Origin of the sequence: Planktotalea sp., assembly GCF_018607995.1 — a bacterium.
In the GTDB taxonomy this organism is placed as follows: domain Bacteria; phylum Pseudomonadota; class Alphaproteobacteria; order Rhodobacterales; family Rhodobacteraceae; genus Planktotalea.
The window spans coordinates 178266-191925 of sequence record NZ_JABBAL010000030.1; the positions used below are offsets into that span (position 1 = coordinate 178266).

Here is a 13660-nt window from a genome sequence, read left to right on the forward strand (position 1 = left end):
GATCCGTGATGCAGCAATTTTCTGGCGATGACTTCGGCAATTTAATCTATCTGGTGATTTTGGGGGGTGTGATTGCCTTTTGGTTATTCACCAGCGGGCGCAATTCGATGAACAAAGTGCTACAACAGATGGCTGTTTGGGTGCTGATTTTCTTTGGTATGATCGCCGCATATGGCATGTGGAGCGATATTCGCCAGATCGTGGTACCACAGCAAGCTGCATTTGAGAATGGCGCGAGGATCGAGCTGCCCCGCGCGCGCGACGGACACTACTATGCAACAGCCTTGGTAAACGGTATGCCAATCCGGTTTGTGGTCGATACGGGCGCAACTGGCGTGGTTTTGCGCAAAGCCGATGCGACTGCAGCAGGTATTAATATCGAAGAACTCGCGTTTTTAAATGAAGCTATGACGGCAAATGGCCCTGTGCGGATTGCCTCTGTACGGGCTGACAGTTTTGGGCTGGAGGGTGCCGAAATACCGCGTTTTCGAGTGGATGTGAATGAAGGGCAAATGTCCCAATCCTTGTTGGGAATGAGCTATTTGCAAACCTTTGAGCGGATAGAAATTTCCGGTGGGACTTTGCTTTTGGTCCGTTAAACGCAGGTGGATAGGTTTGATGCCACTGGCGGAGATATTTTAAGAGAAAAAAAGAGACGCGCGATTAGTCTATCTTGGCTTTTATTGTCCAAGTGCCGCTGTCTTCTGACCAATATTGCGAGGCACAGCCTGCATCGGTGAGGGTTTTCCATTGGATGCGCGCCGCTTGCACCTCTTGCTCATTATTGCCGTCAAAAAGAATGCAGGTGCGTGCGTAGGTTTTTACCTGATACGGTGACACTTCAGCGCCATCAACGCACATGACGCAAGCCGCTTCGTTGATGTCTGTGTGCGTGTCAGCCAGTAAGATCGGTTGGGCGGCGTCTTGCGCGCCGTCTGCGCGCCCGTGGGCCAAAAAATCTGTGTCCGCGCCCTGCCAAAGCTGCGTATCAAGCGCATCCAACCTTTGCGGGTTGCGCCCTACCACCAAACAGCGCCACCCCTCCGAGCGCGCTTTGCTAAGAAGCAAAGGCAACGTCGCTTCAAGGGGTTTGCGCGTCAGGTGGTAGAAATAGACCGCACCCATATCAAGCCTCGAACATGTCCTGCACGAGCCGGTTCAGCGCCATCACACCCCAACCCGTCGCACCCACGGGCGCGAGTATGGTTTCGGATTTGACTGACGCCACGCCCGCGATATCGAGATGAATCCAAGGTGTGGCGTCTTTCACAAACCGTTGCAAGAATTGTGCTGCTGTCACAGATCCAGCGGCACGGCCACCGATGTTTTTCATATCCGCGATGCGCGATTTGAGCATGTCGTCATAGGCCTGTCCCAATGGCATGCGCCATGCGCCTTCGCCCTCTGCTTCAGCAGCTTTCAGGAACGCATTGCAGAGCGCATCGTCATTAGAAAACACACCTGCATTTTCGTGGCCAAGACCGACAATGATCGCGCCGGTCAGAGTCGCAAGGTCGATCATACCGACTGGCTCAAACCGCTCTTGCGCATACCACATGACATCACAAAGCACGAGGCGACCTTCAGCGTCGGTGTTGATGACCTCGACTGTGTCGCCCTTCATCGAGGTGATCACATCGCCCGGACGCACCGCATTGCCTGATGGCATGTTTTCGACCAGCCCCACTAGACCAACAACGTTCGCTTTTGCTCCGCGCATCGCCAAGGTGCGCATCACGCCCGAAACAACACCCGCGCCACCCATATCCATGGTCATATCTTCCATTCCAGCACCGGGTTTGAGCGAGATACCGCCTGTGTCAAACACCACCCCTTTGCCGACAAGAGCCAGCGGTTTGTCCTCAGGCGCGCCACCTTTCCACTGCATCACCACGACCTTGGACGGGCTATCAGAGCCTTGACCGACACACAAAAGCGTGCCCATGCCAAGAGTTTTCAGCTCTGCCTCTTCAAGAACTTCCACTTCGAGTCCGAGACTTTCCATTTCCTTCAGACGATCCGCAAACTCGGTCGTGGTCAAAACATTGGCAGGTTCGTTAATCAAATCGCGGGTCATATGCGTACCCTCGACAATTGCGCGGAGTGTCGCGGCCTCCGTTTCCAGTTCTTCAGCCTTGGCGCACATGACGCTCAAGTTTCGCGCTTTATCATCCACGGAGGTCTTGTGCGGATTAAAATCATAGGCACGCATCACAGCACCCAGTGCAATTTGCACTGTTTTTGCGTTGCTTCCTGCGACAAGCAAGGCCCCACCTTGACCAATAAGCTTGCCAAACGAGGCTCCTGCTTTGCGCGCATCCAATGCATTCGGGCGGCAATCAAGGCACAGGATATCAACCGCTATCGCTGCTAGGCCCGCAGGAAAATTCAACGTGACCACTTTGCCCGCTTTGGCGTCTTTCAATTTACCCGCTTCGATCACCCGCGCAACCGCCCCTTTGGTCAATCTATTCACACGACGCGCACCTGCATCCAGCTTGCCATCACTTGCCACCACCAGCGCGATACGGCCTTCAAATCCAGCAAGAGCATCAAGATCGACGGCAGTGAAAGAGGTCGTCATAAGGTTGGACATCGCAGGGCTTCCCTTTTACAAATTTCCTACAGGGATAGCGGGGATAATGCGGCTTTGCCAGATAGCAGTTTTCCAGAACGGCCAAATAAGGTACAATAAGAAAAAACGGTAGTAAATGGGGGCAGATTTGGCAAGATTCGACAGATATGTACTGTCGCAACTTTTTGTGCTGTTCGGCTTTTTCTCGTTGGTGCTGGTTTCGGTCTACTGGATCAACCGGGCAGTAATCCTGTTTGATCGCCTGATTGCTGATGGTCATCCCGCCTCTTTGTTTCTGGAATTCACCGCTCTTAGCTTGCCAAATGTAATTCGCATGGTGTTGCCGATGTCCGCTTTCGCAGCCTCGGTCTACGTAACCAACCGTCTTGCCTCTGAAGGCGAGTTGGTGGTGATGCAAGCTACGGGCTATTCGCCATGGCGTTTGGCGCGCCCCGTTGTAATATTCGGATTGATCGTTGGGACGTTCATGATGGTGCTGACCCAGTACCTTGTGCCGACGTCTTTAGAGCAAATTCGCTTTCGCGAGAACGAGATTAGCGGCTCGCTGTCTTCGCGATTGTTGCGCGAAGGCGAGTTCATGAACCCCACTAAAGGCGTTACATTTTACATTCGCGAAATTACCCCAGAGGGCGTTCTAAAAGATGTATTTCTAAGTGATCGCAGAAATGAGGGGCGCACAACGACTTATTCGTCCGTCGAAGGGTTTTTGGTGAACAAACCCACAGGTCCGAAACTGGTGATGGTGAACGGTGCCACGCATACGTTGAATGAAGACACACGAAAACTGACTAAGACCAATTTCACAGATTTTTCCTGTAACATTTCAAGCCTGATCGATGGTCCGGGGTCATTTTATAAGAGGCTTGATCAACACCCAACGATTGAACTGTTGTTTGCGACCAAGCTTGTCAGCAAACGCACGTCCCAAACCGAAGGGCGCATTCTTGAAGAAGCGCACAGCCGCTTTAATCAACCATTACTCTGTATGGTTGCAGCCCTCATCGGGTTTTCTACATTGTTGGTTGGAGGCTTCTCTCGGTTTGGAGTAGGTCGGCAAATTATTGGAGCTATTTTGCTTTTGGTAATGGTAAAACTGGTCGAGAGCATTGTGACGGACCCAATCCGCGCAGATGCCCAGCTTTGGCCCTTGGTCTATGCACAAAGCGTGTTTGGGTTCGGCGCTGTTTTCATCATGCTCTATTTTGCAGCGCGACCACGTCGACTAAATAGAAGCCAAAACTTGGTGGAGGAGCCTGAATGATCCTTCATTTCTATTTTGCACGCAGGTTTTTTAGGGTATTCCTGACAACGCTTCTGATTTTTCTTGCGTTCCTTACATTGATTAACCTCATCGAACAGATGCGACGATTTGATAGCAACGATGTGAGTTTCTCCGACATCGTTTTTCTCACCTTGCTCAATGCGCCCGGCGCAATTTATCAGATCTTACCGCTAGTAATGATCCTATCTGCGGTGTCGCTGTTCCTTACCTTGGCACGCACGTCTGAATTGGTGGTGACGCGCTCTGCCGGTCGTTCGGCGCTTGTCACATTGGCCTCCCCTATTTGTGTTGCCGCTGTGATCGGGATAACAACCGTCACGTTGTTTAACCCGATTGTAGCCTCAACCACGCGGCAATACATCACGCTTGAGCAGGAATATAAAAGCCAGAAGAAAAATGCGGTTTCCATTAGTCGCGACGGTCTGTGGCTCCGTCAGGGTGATGAATATGGGCAAACCGTCATTCATGCTTTGTCCACCTCTGACGATATGCGAACGCTATTTGATGCACGATTCTTGCAATATAATACCGACGGCCAACTCAAGGCCCGGATCATTGCCGACGAAGCCCGTCTAACGAACACCGGCTGGCAATTGATCCGCGCAAAACAATGGTCATTGGACAAACCCGGAAACCCCGAAGAAACCGCCGAAGAAATTGGTGCGCTTACACTGCCAACGACCCTCACAATTGACAATATCAGAGAAAGTTTTTCCGAACCTACAGCGATCTCGATCTGGGAAATGAATGCCTACATCGAAGGCCTCGAAGAAGCAGGGTTTTCCGCGCGTCGTCACAAAGTTTGGCAACAGATGGAGTTCGCAAAACCGCTTTTTTTGATGGCTATGGTCTTGGTTGGCGCAAGCTTTACCATGCGCCACACGCGATTTGGTAAAACCGGTGTTGCGGTACTGGCGGCCATTATGATGGGCTTTGGCCTGTATTACGTACGCAATTTCGCACAGATTTTGGGTGAAAACGGGCAACTTCCGACGATGATTGCTGCATGGACACCGCCTATTGCTTCGATTTTGCTTGCACTCGGTTTGCTGCTGCATATGGAAGACGGATGAATTGCCCCGTCCAAATACTGCGCTTTTTGGCAACATCGCTGCTATGTGTTGCGATGCTCAGCCTGCCTGCGCGCGCACAAGATTTGGATGCAGCTCTCTTGGTGGCGGATAGAGTTCTGATTACCGAAGATGAACGTCTTGTGGCAACAAGCAATGTCGAAGCGTTCTATGATGGCATTCGCCTTTTCACAGATGAGATTATTTATGATCAAAAGCGCGATGAATTGATCATTAACAGCCCTGTGCGCTTATCTCAGAAGAACGGCGACGTGATGATTGCGGACAGTGCAGATCTCGATAGCAAACTTGAAAACGGAATTTTGCGCGGCGCGCGCTACGTTCTGGATCAGGAGTTGCAAATTCTCTCCGCTCAAACAGATCGTGTGGAGGGGCGGTATACCGTTCTACGAAAAGTCATCGCCACCTCTTGTCAAATTTGCGGCACAGGTATTCCAATCTGGCAAATTCGTGCGGATCGGACGGTCCATGACCGCGAAGAAAAGCAGATCTATTTCCGCCGTGCACAGTTTCGCTTGCTTGGCGTGCCAGTACTTTATCTTCCGACGATGCGGATACCAGATCCTTCGCTTAAGCGCACAACAGGCTTTATCATTCCAAAGTTCGTATCCAATACAGTCTTGGGCTTTGGCGTTAAGGTCCCATATTTCATCACGCTTGGCGATCACGCAGACGTCACGATTACCCCCTATGTTTCTCCGGTTACAAGCACGGTTGAGCTGCGCTTTCGCAAAATGTTTAGGCACGGGTATTTAGAGTTAAACGGCGCGGTGTCTCAGGACACGGTCCTCCCCGATGTGCAACGGCACTATTTGACAGGTTTCGCGCGCTTTGACCTGGGGCAAGGGGTTAAGTTGGATTTCGATTTGGAAACTGCTTCAGACGGTGGCTATCGCTCGCTTTATGGCTATTCGGGGAAAGATCGCCTTGGGTCCGGGATCACGCTATCGCGCGTGAAACGAAATGTGTTTTTTCAAGCTGAATTGCTGAACTACGAAACTCTGCGTGACAATGAAAGCAACAAAACCCAACCAACGCTCATTGGGAATGTAACCTACGAGCGCCGCTATCAACCCTCCCGCCTAGATGGCGAAACACGCGCATTACTTGTGCTTCATGGTCACAAACGGGTCTCTCATACGGACGTTATCGGGCGTGATATGGCTAAGATCAATTTCGATCTGTCTTGGCGAGATGAATGGACAGTCGGTGACGGTATACGCTTGGGTCTTTTGACATCCCTCGGGGTCGAAAGTCAAACGGTTGTGCAAGATTCCACCGCGCGAGGTCGAACAGTGCAAACCACACCAGCCATCGGGGCGACGCTTAGATATCCTTTGCACAGTACCAGCTCTGACGGGTCTCGCTATTTGATCGAACCCCTTGCGCAGATCGGTTGGGTCGATGGCAGCCCCTCTATCCTGCCCAATGATGAAAACATCAGTACTGATTTTGACGAGGGCAATCTTTTGTCCCTGCCTCACTTTCCCACCAAAGAGTGGCGCGAAACGGGTGTCATTGGCGCGCTCGGTGCACGTTGGGAACGGTTTAACCCTGAGACCTGGTCAGCTGGTGTAACAGTCGGACAAATTTTCCGCGATACGATGGATCCGGCCTTTTTAGCGAACTCGGGGTTGAAAAACCAAACCTACAACAGGATTCTTGCGATGCACTTTACCGCAGCTTGGGGTGGTTTTTTGCAAGCGAGGGGACTGTTCGACAGAAGTTTTGAAACCGTCAAAGCTGAGGCGCGTGTCGGATACGCGCACAAAAAGCTAAGCGTCTCAGGCACATATGTGCAGCTTGACGCAGATGCAGATGAAAACCTCGCCGCCTCCGTTGCGGAATGGTCGCTCAGCGGGACATACAAGATCAATAAACACTGGACCGCAAATGGGAATGTCCAATATGATTTGATCACAGATCGCGCGGCAAAGACCGGCGGCGGTCTTAACTATAAAAACGAATGCGTCACAGTTGGCTTTGGCGCGACACGAAGCTTCGCAAGATCAACAACGCTAGTGCCGGCAACAACCTATGAGCTATCAGTCTCGCTTTTAGGGTTCAGCACAGGAGGCAGCGGAAAATCAGCACGCCGCACATGCAGGAAATGAACGAAATGGATCACATGAAATTCTCTTTTAAGTCTTTCACGCGCAAATGCACATATGCCCTCGCATGTGGCGCGTTGTTCACTTTTGGAAGCGCGCAGCATTCCAGAGCGCAAGGGCTTTTCGCGACAACTATTAAGGTTAATGATCGCTCGATCACGAATTTTGAAATCGACGAGCGCGTCAAATTTCTAGGCTTCCTGCGCGCCCCCGGCGATCACAAAAAACTTGCACGCGAGCAACTTATTGAGGGCCGCTTGAAACTTGGAGCGGCGCAATCCGTTGGTATTTCGCCAACCCGTGAAGAGGTTGACGCAGGCATGGTGGAATTTGCTGGGCGCGTGAACCTTGAAACCGCAGAGTTCATCAAAGCGATTAATGCAGATGGCGTCTCTGAGGACGCATTTCGCGCCTTCGTTCTGTCCGGTCTCGCCTGGCGCCAGTTGGTTCAAGCAAAGTTTGGCAGTCGCATCACAGTCAGCGAAGACGATGTAGATCGCTCGCTCGCAGCGTCTGGATCTGGCGGTGGCATTCGCGTATTGCTTTCTGAAATCATCATGCCTGCCAATCCAAGTCAGGCTGTCGCGGTGCAAGAACGGGCCGAACGCATCTCGCAAATTACCAGCTTAGCCGCATTTGCGTCAGAAGCGCGTCGCTACTCTGCTTCGCCTTCAAAAGCGCGCAATGGCCGTCTTGATTGGTTGCCGATCACGCAATTACCAGCGCCGCTACGTCCGCTGCTCTTGGGGCTTGCACCTGGCGAAGTTACGGACCCGATCCCCCTGCAAAACGCGATTGCCTTGTTTCAATTGCGCGACATTGAAGAATCCGACGTACCTGAACCGAAATACGCAGCAATTGAATACATGGCCTACTACATTGCAGGGGGACGCACGGACGCGACGCTCGCGGCCGCTCGCAAAGTGCAAAGTCGCGTAGATCGCTGTGATGATCTTTACGGCGTTGCAAAAAGCCAAGACCCCAGTGTTCTGGATCGTAGCTCCAGAAAGCCAAACGAAATCCCAACAGATATCGCTCTGGAACTTGCCAAAATGGACCCCGGTGAGACCTCTACAGCGCTGACACGCGCAGCCGGGCAAACTTTGGTGGTTTTGATGTTGTGCGGACGCACCCCCGAACTTGAGCAAGAGGTAGATCGCGCCGAGATTTCCATGGGTCTGAAAAACCAGCGGCTCGCTTCGTTTTCCAAAGGTTATCTCGAAGAACTGCGCGCTGATGCCCGCATCGTTGAGAAGTAATCATGCCCTTGCCAATCGCGCTCAGCTGCGGTGAACCAGCGGGCATCGGTCCCGAAATTGCTGTGAAAGCGTGGAACGCATTGCGCGCTGAATTGCCGTTCTTCTGGATCGGCGACCCAAGGCACCTACCAAATGGAACGCCGTTTCAAGAGATAGAGATGCCCGCACAAACCCAAGCGGTCTGCGCGCAGGCCCTGCCTATCTTGAGGCAACCCTTCGCACAGAAAAACACCTTGGGACAGGCAAACAGCGCCAACGCCCAAGGCGTGATCGATGCGATTGAAACTGGCGTGCGCCTCGTTCAAACTGGGCATGCGGTCGCGCTCTGCACCGCTCCTATCCACAAACAAGCCCTGCAAGATGGTGCAAACTTTGCTTATCCCGGCCACACAGAATTTCTGGCCGCATTGGATGGTAAAAGCGATGTGGTTATGATGCTGGCCTCGGAGCAATTACGCGTTGTTCCCGCAACGATCCACATTCCTTTGAAAGATGTGCCACACGCTTTGACACCCGCTGGACTAGAAAGCGTCATCACGATAACTAATGATGCTTTACGCGCACAATTTGGAATCAAAGATCCGGTCATTGCCGTCTCTGGATTGAACCCGCACGCAGGTGAAGGCGGCAAAATGGGCTTTGAGGACGCAGACATCATTGCCCCCGTAATGCAACGTCTTCGCGGGCAAGGATATAAGCTCTCCGGTCCATTACCCGCCGATACAATGTTCCACGCAGCCGCGCGCTCGCAATATGATGCGGCGATCTGCATGTATCACGACCAAGCGCTGATCCCGATCAAAACCCTGGATTTCGACAAGGGTGTCAATGTCACACTTGGTCTAAGTTTCATCAGAACCTCGCCAGATCACGGAACCGCCTTTGACATTGCAGGCAAAGACATCGCCAACCCGACCAGCCTGATCGAAGCGCTGCGCATGGCCGCAAGGATGAGCACCACATGAGCACGATTGATCGACTTCCCCCGCTGCGTGACGTGATTGAACGCCATGAGCTGAGCGCGCGCAAATCGCTTGGGCAGAACTTCCTACTAGATTTGAACCTAACAGCAAAAATTGCCCGCCAAGCGGGCGATCTGAGCCAATGTGATGTTTTAGAGATCGGCCCAGGGCCGGGTGGTCTGACGCGCGGGTTACTCTCAGAAGGCGCACGCAAAGTGCTCGCCATTGAAAAGGATGCGCGCTGTTTGCCAGCCTTGGATGAAATTGCGCAGGCCTATCCAAATCGATTGCAAGTAATTGAGGGCGATGCGCTTGGGATTGATCCGCTGGTCCATCTCACGCCGCCCATCAGGGTCACATCAAACCTGCCATATAACGTTGGCACAGAACTATTGATCCGCTGGCTTACCCCCAAACAATGGCCGCCTTACTGGCAAAGCTTGACGTTGATGTTTCAACGCGAAGTGGCGCAGCGTATTGTGGCGGAACCAGGCAGCAAAGCCTATGGACGCCTTGCCCTGTTGGCGCAGTGGCGGTGTGACGCACGCGTTGTGATTAACCTGCCACCAGAAGCGTTCAGTCCGCCCCCAAAAGTATCCAGCGCTGTTGTGCATTTGACCGCCTTATCAGAACCGCGCTTTCCAGCTAATTTCAAAACCCTCGAAAGATTGGTCGCTACAGCATTCAATCAACGCCGAAAAATGCTACGCTCTTCGCTCAAGTCCATCTCGCCGGATATTGAAGATCGCTTGCGCGCAGCCGGTCTCAAACCAACAGAGCGCGCTGAACAAATTCCCCTCGAAGGCTTCTGCGCCCTCGCCCGCGAAGTCGCAAAACCTTAAGATCTCCTTTGGTCTTTAAATACCTTGGGGGTTTGGGGGCAAAGTCCCCATGTAATCGTGGGGTTTGGGAGCAGAACAGCCAAGCAGCTCGATCGCGAAGCGATTGGAAATCCGAAAATTTACTCGGCTGCGTCAGGCGATGCGACGACAGGCATATTAATAGTCGCGTCACCGTCAACGGGCTTGCGCGGTCCGCGCGGTTTGCGCGGCGTGCGCTGGCGGCGTGGCTTACTCTCTGGCGTTTCCACCAGACCACTATTCGCAGCTGGTGCGCTCTCAATCACATCAGGTTGCGCGCCTTCTCCAGACACCGCCTCTGCGACCACCGGCTGCTCTTTCGCTTGAGCCGCTTCGCGCTCTGCACGTTCTGCGTCACGTTCGGCGCGTTCACGATCCCGCTCAGCTTGACGCTCACGGTTCTCGCGCTCTTGCTGATCACGGCGCTCGTCGATCTCTCTTTGCGCTGCACTTAGCATGCGCAAATAATGCTCTGCGTGCTGGGAAAAGTTCTCCGTTGCGACGCGATCACCAGAAAGCTGAGAATCCCGCGCGAGCTGCTGATATTTATCAATAATTTGCTGCGGCGTGCCGCGTACTTTGCCTTCGGGTCCTGAACTGTCGAACACACGATTAGGGATATTGCCGCCATTTTGCTGCGGACGATTGCGGTTATTCTTCCGCGAACGTGGTTTTGATGATCTCATCTAGCTTAAATCCAGCTTCTCAATGTCACTGTGATCTAGGAGAAGCGCAAGGTTGAGGCGCAAACATCAAGATCACTATTTGTGGCTTGGTGCCAAGGGGAACAAGCAAACGTGTTCTCCCATGTAGCAACCTTCATAAAGCACTTCGCGCGCGTTGCTGCAACCGATTCCGTACCACTTGAACAAAACCGCGGTAAATATACACTCAGAGTGGCTGTTAAACAGCCCAAACGCCGCTAACCACCCGGTCTCTCCCTGCCATATCGGGCAAACACGTAATTTGTGTAAATCCTGCCGCATCAAACAAGTCTTGCACAGCACGCCTTTGGTTGTGTCCAATCTCCACCATCAGATGCCCACCCATTTCCAGATAATCACCTGCTTGTGCCACGATCACGCGATAACAACTCAACCCGTCGGCTTCATCAGTAAGCGCCACGCGTGGATCAAAGCCGCGGACCTCGAAATCCAACGCATCCCATTCCTCAAGCGCGATATAGGGCGGATTAGATATGATCAGATCAAAGCGACCTTCGACTGCTCCAAACCAATCCGAACGCAGCAAGCGCACACCATCTGCAACGCCAAAATTTTTCATGTTGAGCCTTGCCACGTCCAGAGCTTTATCTGAAATATCCGTGCACATAACATCCCCACGCGGCCATTCCGCGGCCAGCGTAAGGCCAATCGCACCACTACCTGTGCCAAGATCAAGAATTTTATCCTGCGGTCCTAATTTCAAACACGCAGCGATCAACGTTTCTGTGTCTCCACGCGGATCAAGCACATTTAGATCTACATCAAACTCACGCCCCCAAAAGAGGCGCTTTTGAATGATCTTGGAAATCGGCATGTTCGACATGCGCTCGTCGATCAAAAGGTTGAAGTGTTCGCGCTGTTTTTCCGTCACTTCGTCGTGCATATGCAAAGTCATGCGTGATGCATCCACCTGCAAAACATGGGCCGCCAAAATACGCAGATCACGCATCACATCTTCTGTTTTCACCCGAGAGAGCCGATGACGCACAACCAAAACCAGCTCTTGCCAGATCACCCGTTCATTTCCGCCAATTTCGTCGCCTGATCATCCGCGGTGAGCGCGTCGATAATCTCGTCCAGATCGCCCTCCATCACCTGATCCAGCTTATAAAGCGTCAGGTTAATGCGATGATCACTCATCCGCCCTTGCGGGAAATTATAGGTGCGAATGCGTTCAGAACGATCCCCAGAGCCAACTTGTGATTTACGGTCCGCAGAGCGTTCATCATCAATCCTTTGCCGCTCCGCATCATACAGCCGCGTGCGCAGCACCTGCATCGCGATCTCCCGGTTGCGGTGCTGTGATTTTTCCGCGCTGACCACGATAATACCTGTTGGAATATGTGTGATACGGACGGCTGAATCTGTAGTGTTAACGTGCTGCCCGCCTGCCCCGGATGCGCGCATCGTATCAATGCGAATATCACTCGCAGCAATCAACAGATCAACTTCTTGAGCTTCGGGCAAAACGGCAACTGTCGCGGCAGAGGTATGAATTCGCCCACCGCTTTCGGTCGTTGGCACACGCTGTACACGGTGAACACCGCTTTCATACTTGAGCCGCGCAAAGACGTTTTCACCTTTGATGTGGCCAGTAACCTCTTTAATGCCACCAAGCTCTGTTAGTTGTTCCTCAATAATCTCGAATTTCCAACCCCTTGCTTCCGAATACCGCTGATACATGCGCAGTAAGTCCGCCGCGAAAAGCGCAGCTTCATCGCCCCCGGTACCCGGTCGGATTTCAATCATCGCAGGGCGCGCATCGGCCTCATCCTTGGGCAACAGCGCGAGCTGCAAGTCCGCCTCTGCTTCAGGCAATGCCGCTTTCAACGTGGGCAATTCCTCTTCGGCCAATTCCTTGATGTAAGGATCATCCAGCATCGCCTCTGCATCTGCGATATCGGACAAAAGCTGACGATAGGCCGCAACCTGCTCGACCACAGGCTTCATATCTGAATACTCGCGCGCAAGATCAGCAATTTCGCCCGGATCGGCCCCGCCCGCCATTCTCGCCTCAAGAAACTCGAAACGTTGGATAATTTGCATGAGGCGGTCCATAGGAACCATATTGAAAACTCCTGAAAACGCGCGAAACTTGGCGCATAAGCCTGCTTATGATATACTTAGGGTCATGAGAAAAGTCCTGACGTTCCTGTTGTGAGCGGCACCCATTTTTGCCAGCGCGGATGTCACCAGCCCCAGCGCTAAAACGGTGGACGGCTATTGCACAGACAAAAGCGGCTCTCGAATGGAACTCGGGTAAATGACCTGCTTGCAAGTTGACGGACGCATGTTCATGGCGCAATGCCAGGTGAGCCTCAATGTCCCAATGTGGCGCGAAGTTGCGCCCGGGTGCCTGTCCTCAGAGTTGCAACAACCACCCCTCAACACGCCGCTTGTTGACGCCCAGATCTGATTGACCAAAGCGCGAGCGGCTGTAAATACGCAGTTTTTCATTAAATTTTTGTACCGTTATGTAGTCGGGAAATCCCATGATCCGCGACCGACTTATATAAGTTATGTGTCCACTATCGACACTGCCCGAGAGCACTTTGGCCCCGATCTTGCGGATCACAGCGTCTATGGCGATCAGATCCACATCGACAATGCGCACAGCGCCGCCCGTGAAATCTTTATCCACATCTGCGTTCACATCCGTGTGCCAGCGTTTCGGATCGCTTGGCGCAAGCTGAATATAGCCAACCCCGAAGATCACGAGCGCTATGATGACCCAAATCCACATGCCTTCCCCCTTCATCTTGCCCTTAAACTCA

Annotated in this window: 13 protein-coding genes and 1 pseudogene; 8 read left to right on the plus strand and 6 right to left on the minus strand. The window is 52.6% G+C overall.

All coding sequences use genetic code 11. The annotated features are described in order from the left end of the window. Nucleotides 1-8 precede the first annotated feature (8 nt). The gene (locus QZ280_RS12135; RefSeq protein WP_293444583.1) at nucleotides 9-599 is read left to right on the plus strand and encodes a TIGR02281 family clan AA aspartic protease; all 591 of its coding nucleotides are present in this window, start codon (nucleotides 9-11) and stop codon (nucleotides 597-599) included. Nucleotides 600-663: 64 nt separating this feature from the next. Here QZ280_RS12135 and QZ280_RS12140 read toward each other — a convergent pair whose 3' ends face one another. Both QZ280_RS12140 and QZ280_RS12145 read right to left on the minus strand, forming a co-directional pair. Next, nucleotides 664-1125: a DNA polymerase III subunit chi gene (locus QZ280_RS12140; protein ID WP_293444584.1), complete on the minus strand. Its 462-nt coding sequence runs from the start codon at nucleotides 1123-1125 to the stop codon at nucleotides 664-666. A gap of 1 nt (nucleotide 1126) precedes the next feature. After that, nucleotides 1127-2596 carry a leucyl aminopeptidase gene (locus QZ280_RS12145; RefSeq protein ID WP_293444585.1) on the minus strand — a complete coding sequence of 490 codons (1470 nt, stop codon included), beginning with the start codon at nucleotides 2594-2596 and terminating at the stop codon, nucleotides 1127-1129. A gap of 127 nt (nucleotides 2597-2723) precedes the next feature. Between QZ280_RS12145 and lptF the strand changes: the two genes are divergently transcribed. The 6 genes from lptF to rsmA are packed head-to-tail and all read left to right on the plus strand — an operon-like array spanning nucleotide 2724 to nucleotide 10143. Next, a complete protein-coding gene (gene lptF, locus QZ280_RS12150; protein WP_365734647.1) occupies nucleotides 2724-3857 on the plus strand; it encodes an LPS export ABC transporter permease LptF in 1134 nt (377 codons plus the stop codon). Next, nucleotides 3854-4951, plus strand: coding sequence for an LPS export ABC transporter permease LptG (lptG, locus tag QZ280_RS12155; protein WP_293444587.1), 1098 nt, complete (start codon nucleotides 3854-3856; stop codon nucleotides 4949-4951). The genes lptF and lptG overlap by 4 nt, the downstream gene beginning before the upstream one ends. Then, on the plus strand, nucleotides 4948-7083 hold the full coding sequence (gene lptD / locus QZ280_RS12160; protein ID WP_293444588.1) for an LPS assembly protein LptD: 2136 nt from the start codon (nucleotides 4948-4950) through the stop codon (nucleotides 7081-7083). Before lptG ends, lptD begins: the two co-directional genes overlap by 4 nt. Before the next feature lie 14 nt (nucleotides 7084-7097). Next, on the plus strand, nucleotides 7098-8339 hold the full coding sequence (locus tag QZ280_RS12165; RefSeq protein WP_293444589.1) for a peptidylprolyl isomerase: 1242 nt from the start codon (nucleotides 7098-7100) through the stop codon (nucleotides 8337-8339). A 2-nt stretch (nucleotides 8340-8341) separates the two neighbouring features. After that, entirely contained in the window at nucleotides 8342-9304 is a 963-nt protein-coding gene (pdxA, locus tag QZ280_RS12170) for a 4-hydroxythreonine-4-phosphate dehydrogenase PdxA (RefSeq protein WP_293444590.1), read from the plus strand. Continuing rightward, nucleotides 9301-10143 (plus strand): 16S rRNA (adenine(1518)-N(6)/adenine(1519)-N(6))-dimethyltransferase RsmA, encoded by an 843-nt coding sequence (rsmA, locus tag QZ280_RS12175; RefSeq protein ID WP_293444591.1) that lies wholly within the window; start codon nucleotides 9301-9303, stop codon nucleotides 10141-10143. Before pdxA ends, rsmA begins: the two co-directional genes overlap by 4 nt. Before the next feature lie 119 nt (nucleotides 10144-10262). Here rsmA and QZ280_RS12180 read toward each other — a convergent pair whose 3' ends face one another. The 3 genes from QZ280_RS12180 to prfA all read right to left on the minus strand — a co-directional run bounded on the left by QZ280_RS12180 (nucleotide 10263) and on the right by prfA (nucleotide 12953). Continuing rightward, entirely contained in the window at nucleotides 10263-10847 is a 585-nt protein-coding gene (locus QZ280_RS12180) for a DUF4167 domain-containing protein (RefSeq protein WP_293444592.1), read from the minus strand. A 217-nt stretch (nucleotides 10848-11064) separates the two neighbouring features. Continuing rightward, a complete protein-coding gene (gene prmC, locus QZ280_RS12185; protein WP_293444593.1) occupies nucleotides 11065-11901 on the minus strand; it encodes a peptide chain release factor N(5)-glutamine methyltransferase in 837 nt (278 codons plus the stop codon). Next, nucleotides 11898-12953 carry a peptide chain release factor 1 gene (gene prfA, locus QZ280_RS12190; protein ID WP_293444594.1) on the minus strand — a complete coding sequence of 352 codons (1056 nt, stop codon included), beginning with the start codon at nucleotides 12951-12953 and terminating at the stop codon, nucleotides 11898-11900. The genes prmC and prfA overlap by 4 nt, the downstream gene beginning before the upstream one ends. Nucleotides 12954-13056: 103 nt before the next feature. On the opposite strand from prfA, the pseudogene QZ280_RS16415 reads away from it, so the two are divergent. Beyond that, nucleotides 13057-13302, plus strand: a pseudogene (locus QZ280_RS16415) (hypothetical protein). On the opposite strand, the gene QZ280_RS12195 reads toward QZ280_RS16415, so the two are convergent. Further along, nucleotides 13249-13629, minus strand: coding sequence for a DUF1499 domain-containing protein (locus QZ280_RS12195; protein ID WP_293444595.1), 381 nt, complete (start codon nucleotides 13627-13629; stop codon nucleotides 13249-13251). The pseudogene QZ280_RS16415 and the gene QZ280_RS12195 sit on opposite strands and share 54 nt — an antisense overlap. Nucleotides 13630-13660 lie beyond the last annotated feature (31 nt).

Coding starts and splice junctions, on each gene's coding strand:
- QZ280_RS12135 (WP_293444583.1), top strand. CDS start 9: ATGCAGCAATTTTCTGGCGATGACTTCGGCAATTTAATCTATCTGGTG.
- QZ280_RS12140 (WP_293444584.1), bottom strand. CDS start 1,125: ATGGGTGCGGTCTATTTCTACCACCTGACGCGCAAACCCCTTGAAGCG.
- QZ280_RS12145 (WP_293444585.1), bottom strand. CDS start 2,596: ATGTCCAACCTTATGACGACCTCTTTCACTGCCGTCGATCTTGATGCT.
- lptG (WP_293444587.1), top strand. CDS start 3,854: ATGATCCTTCATTTCTATTTTGCACGCAGGTTTTTTAGGGTATTCCTG.
- lptD (WP_293444588.1), top strand. CDS start 4,948: ATGAATTGCCCCGTCCAAATACTGCGCTTTTTGGCAACATCGCTGCTA.
- QZ280_RS12165 (WP_293444589.1), top strand. CDS start 7,098: ATGAAATTCTCTTTTAAGTCTTTCACGCGCAAATGCACATATGCCCTC.
- pdxA (WP_293444590.1), top strand. CDS start 8,342: ATGCCCTTGCCAATCGCGCTCAGCTGCGGTGAACCAGCGGGCATCGGT.
- rsmA (WP_293444591.1), top strand. CDS start 9,301: ATGAGCACGATTGATCGACTTCCCCCGCTGCGTGACGTGATTGAACGC.
- QZ280_RS12180 (WP_293444592.1), bottom strand. CDS start 10,847: ATGAGATCATCAAAACCACGTTCGCGGAAGAATAACCGCAATCGTCCG.
- prfA (WP_293444594.1), bottom strand. CDS start 12,953: ATGGTTCCTATGGACCGCCTCATGCAAATTATCCAACGTTTCGAGTTT.
- QZ280_RS12195 (WP_293444595.1), bottom strand. CDS start 13,629: ATGTGGATTTGGGTCATCATAGCGCTCGTGATCTTCGGGGTTGGCTAT.